Origin of the sequence: Microcystis sp. M49636_WE2 (assembly GCF_030065375.1) — a bacterium.
GTDB lineage: Bacteria > Cyanobacteriota > Cyanobacteriia > Cyanobacteriales > Microcystaceae > Microcystis > Microcystis aeruginosa_C.
On sequence record NZ_JASJFG010000709.1, the window covers coordinates 1 to 3,768 of the forward strand.

4 protein-coding genes and 2 pseudogenes are annotated in these 3,768 nt (G+C 43.2%); 4 read left to right on the forward strand and 2 right to left on the reverse strand.

Going from position 1 to position 3,768, the window contains the following annotated elements:
• Positions 1 to 108: pseudogene (locus PX484_RS26075) on the reverse strand (hypothetical protein); the annotation flags it as partial.
• A 357-nt stretch (positions 109 to 465) separates the two neighbouring features.
• On the opposite strand from PX484_RS26075, the gene PX484_RS16205 reads away from it, so the two are divergent.
• The 3 genes from PX484_RS16205 (at position 466) to PX484_RS16215 (ending at position 2,393) form a co-directional block, all read left to right on the forward strand.
• Positions 466 to 816 carry an STAS domain-containing protein gene (locus PX484_RS16205; RefSeq protein ID WP_002804080.1) on the forward strand — a complete coding sequence of 117 codons (351 nt, stop codon included), beginning with the start codon at positions 466 to 468 and terminating at the stop codon, positions 814 to 816.
• Between the two features lie 292 nt (positions 817 to 1,108).
• Positions 1,109 to 2,038 (forward strand): CoB--CoM heterodisulfide reductase iron-sulfur subunit B family protein, encoded by a 930-nt coding sequence (locus PX484_RS16210; protein WP_287764564.1) that lies wholly within the window; start codon positions 1,109 to 1,111, stop codon positions 2,036 to 2,038.
• 22 nt (positions 2,039 to 2,060) lie between these two features.
• Entirely contained in the window at positions 2,061 to 2,393 is a 333-nt protein-coding gene (locus PX484_RS16215; protein WP_002804076.1) for a BON domain-containing protein, read from the forward strand.
• 113 nt (positions 2,394 to 2,506) lie between these two features.
• Here PX484_RS16215 and PX484_RS16220 read toward each other — a convergent pair whose 3' ends face one another.
• Positions 2,507 to 3,424: a glycosyltransferase family 2 protein gene (locus PX484_RS16220; RefSeq protein WP_287764566.1), complete on the reverse strand. Its 918-nt coding sequence runs from the start codon at positions 3,422 to 3,424 to the stop codon at positions 2,507 to 2,509.
• A 260-nt stretch (positions 3,425 to 3,684) separates the two neighbouring features.
• Here PX484_RS16220 and PX484_RS16225 point away from each other — a divergent pair.
• A pseudogene (locus PX484_RS16225) lies at positions 3,685 to 3,768 on the forward strand (tryptophan synthase subunit alpha); the annotation flags it as partial.

Here is a 3,768-nt window from a genome sequence, read left to right on the forward strand (position 1 = left end):
GCCAAGACGAGCGAGGAGTTCATTAATTCCGTTTTCGATTTCTGGCGTGATTTGACGATAATATAGGGCTTGTTCCACTAATTGGCGGATAGTCGGCTGGGTATCCACAATTTCCTTACTCTAGCTCAATAAATCTAGTTTTTGTATCTTGCTTTACTTTATTTTAGCAAAAATACCAGTATCATTTTGGGTCATCATCAGTTATTCAGAGTTAGAGCTTAAACCTAACGACTTTCCCCTGATGTTCACCCTAGTCAGTCCTGATCACTGTTCCTCTTTACTACTGGGATCCTAAGGCTAACCTAAAATCGGTTCCTCCCTATAGGGGTCAAGATTAAAAAAAGATTAATCTTTTCAGGAGAGAGAGAATTGATCAAGACCAAGCACAAAATCAGCAAGTTAGGACATAATAGCGGTATCTGATTTCCAGTTAAAAGGTTCATTTATGAATTTCAAAGCCCAGCCATGAAAAGTCCTGTAAAAGTCCCAGAAATAGCTCTATTTGAGCCAAGTGGCTATGTTACCGCCGCTAACGTCCTAGAATTTCAAGAGCAGCTCACCAATCTGGTTAATCAGAGTCGCTCTGTCACTTTTCTCGTGGATATGAGTAGGGTGGAATTCCTCGACAGCGCTGGATTAATGGCTTTAGTTACCGCCTTTCGTCTGGCTCAAAGTCAAGAAAAATCCTTCAATATCTGTTCCATTCCACCTTCAGTCAAGATTATCTTTGAATTAACCCAACTGGACCGGGTTCTCTCGATTTTCCCTAGCCGTGCTGACTTTGATGCTGTCATCACCCTCCCCCAAGCGGCGTAAGCAGACAAAATAGCGTTTCTCGCCGCAATTTCTCGCCTACAATCTCAATTCTACCCGTAAATCACCTCTTGACCGGGCAGATTACCATTTACATTATCGACTCCTCAGGACAACAATTTTTCTCAAGGAGAGCCATTATACTGTTGAGATGGCTCTCCTCTTTTTTGGATATTATTTCGGGGGGCAAACTACCATACACTTGTTGGGAGCAGATTACAAAAGACTGTCTGTTAAGAAATTCCATGACTTTAGTAATGACAGAGGGGAAGGGGGGCAAGATGATAGATAGGTAATGAGTAGTAATTTCCTAGAATCCATGACAGTCAACAATCTCCAGTATGCTTATTTTCCCGGTTGTGTCGCTCAAGGTGCCTGTCGGGAACTATATTTATCCACGGCAGCCCTGACGGAAGCTTTGGGGATTAATTTAGTCGAACTCAAAAAAGCTGCCTGTTGTGGTTCGGGAACCTATAAGGAAGATTCGCAACTCTTGGAAGATGCCGTCAATGCGCGTAATATTGCCCTAGCGGAAGCCCTCAATTTACCCCTGTTGACTCACTGTAGCACCTGTCAAGGGGTGATCGGTCATGTGGATGAGCGCTTGAAGGAAGCAAAGCATAATAATCCCAATTATGTTGAGGAAGTTAATAATTATTTACAGAAAGAACATTGTTCCCCCTACCAAGGTACGACGACGGTTAAGCACCTACTCTGGGCAATTGTCGGCGATTATGGCTTAGATAATCTGGCGGCCAAGGTGATTCGTCCCTTATCAGGCTTAAATTGTGCCGGTTTTTATGGTTGTTATCTCCTGCGGGCCCAGGATACTCTCCCCTACGATAATCCTTTTCAGCCGGAATCTCTAGAAAATGTCTTTCGGACCGTGGGGGCCAATCCGGTTTATTATCAAGGACGCACTCAATGCTGTGGTTGGCCCCTGTCCAGTTATGCCACCACCCAATCGTTCCAAATGGCAGGAAAACACATTTTAGAGGCCATGGCAGCTGGGGCCGATTGTTTAGTCACCCCTTGTCCTTTATGCCATCTTAATCTTGATTCCCGACAACCGGAAGTGGCAAAAGTGATTGGTCGAAGTTTAGGTTTACCCGTGTTACATTTTTCCCAATTGGTCGCTTTAGCGGTGGGAGTCAGTCCCGATCGTTTAGGATTAGATCGACACATCGTTTCCACCAAATCCCTCTTAAAGAAATTGGGGTTTTAGAACTCAATCAGGAGTGTTAGCAATGGATTGGTTAAAAAGAATTTTTGGCTTAGATAAACCGGCCAATGCCGCTAGTGCGATCGCTGGAAAAGCTGCCGCTGCGGGTATTCCCCCCGAAAGAGTGGGATTAGACGGAAAATACGACGAAAGCGGACTAGCTAAACGAGTAGTTTTAGCTTTTGACGAGACACCGGATTTAGCTGATGAAGACAAATTGTGGGTCGCTCAAACTGGTAGTAAAGTTGTACTAAAAGGCAAGGTTTCCAATCAGGCGACTTTAAATAAAATGGTAGCAATTGCCAGTAAAGTGCATGGGGCAACCAGCGTCGATACCAGTCAAGTAACTATTGGGTGAAGTCAAACGGCTATATTCCCCGTGAAAATTAACCACTGAGTAGGTGGATTGGCATTTTTTTTGTCCCTAGGTTGTTGTTAGGTGATTGCCGGCTGATTAATCATGGTTGAATGTTAATCGGCTTTTCCTTTTAAGGAGACGAAATCGGGACTATGAGAATTACTATTGTTACCATTTTGCGGGGTATGAAAACGATTTCTCACTTCGGGGGGAGTGGGTAAACCCTGTTTCATTTCCGCCACTTTTAAGAGGATCAAATACTCATAAAAAGCTTGCAGAGTACACCAAGCAAAACCAGCTTTACCATCGAGAATTCCTGCCAAGATAAAATACATATAAAACCAACGAAGCAGGGGACGAAAAGGCAATCTTAGAGATAAATCTTTTAAAGCTCTCCGTCTATCTACTTCGGTTTCACCAAAAAATAAATTTTTCCAACTAACACCACCGTTAGCCAACTGATGTAGGGTTTCTGCTGCTTCATCGGTAGAATAACGATTATGTTTTTCAATCCAACGACTTAAACCTTTACTACAGGTATAATGGGGATAGGTTTCTTGTAAAAAAGAGGTTTTTCCTCGACATTCTTCTCTTTCCGTGTGACCATAATCGCTAAACCAGACTTGATCTTTTCTAAATAGACGCATTTGATAACGGGGATACTGGGTGCTGCGACGGATCCAAGTTCCCATAAACATAACTCTTTCGGCCACATAAAAACCAGTAAATTCCTGTTGTTGCGTGGCACGCAGACATTCTGCGTAGAGTTGGGGTGTTATCCTTTCATCTGCTTCGAGAATATAAACCCAATCGTATTTAGTCTCGATATTTTCTAGCATCCAAGTTCTTTGTTTACCATGGCTCTCGAATTGATGCTGAACCACGCGCACTGGATAACGAGAAGCAATCTCTACAGTACGATCACTACTGTAGGAGTCAACCACAATCACATCATCGGATAGAAGTGCCGATTCCACACAGGCGGCAATATCAACCTCTTCGTTATGGGTGAGAATGTAAATGGAAAACATAGATATATGGTGTTTGATTATACGAAACCCAATCGGGCAGTAGTCCTATTTTGTACCGGAAAAAGCGGAATGAAAACCAGTTTATAGAAGAGATTTTCTCAAAACTATCAGACTGCGCTCATTCTACCCTCGATCGCTATTTTGTCAATATTCCTTAAGTATTACTTGAAAAATTCTTTACCTGAGCTTGTGGCGACCGGCGGTGAGCTATTCCCCGCCATGAGATAATAGACGGTGCTTTATGTCTTCAGTAATTTTCGATGACTGCTGTTTCCGAGTGTTTTCGTTCTCTCCGTTCCCAGGGGAATTGTGCCTTAATTCCCTTTATTACTGCCGGTGATCCC

What these genes read in the sequence shown, in the direction of transcription:
- PX484_RS16205 (WP_002804080.1), top strand. Translation starts at nt 466, where the DNA reads ATGAAAAGTCCTGTAAAAGTCCCAGAAATAGCTCTATTTGAGCCAAGT.
- PX484_RS16210 (WP_287764564.1), top strand. Translation starts at nt 1,109, where the DNA reads ATGAGTAGTAATTTCCTAGAATCCATGACAGTCAACAATCTCCAGTAT.
- PX484_RS16215 (WP_002804076.1), top strand. Translation starts at nt 2,061, where the DNA reads ATGGATTGGTTAAAAAGAATTTTTGGCTTAGATAAACCGGCCAATGCC.
- PX484_RS16220 (WP_287764566.1), bottom strand. Translation starts at nt 3,424, where the DNA reads ATGTTTTCCATTTACATTCTCACCCATAACGAAGAGGTTGATATTGCC.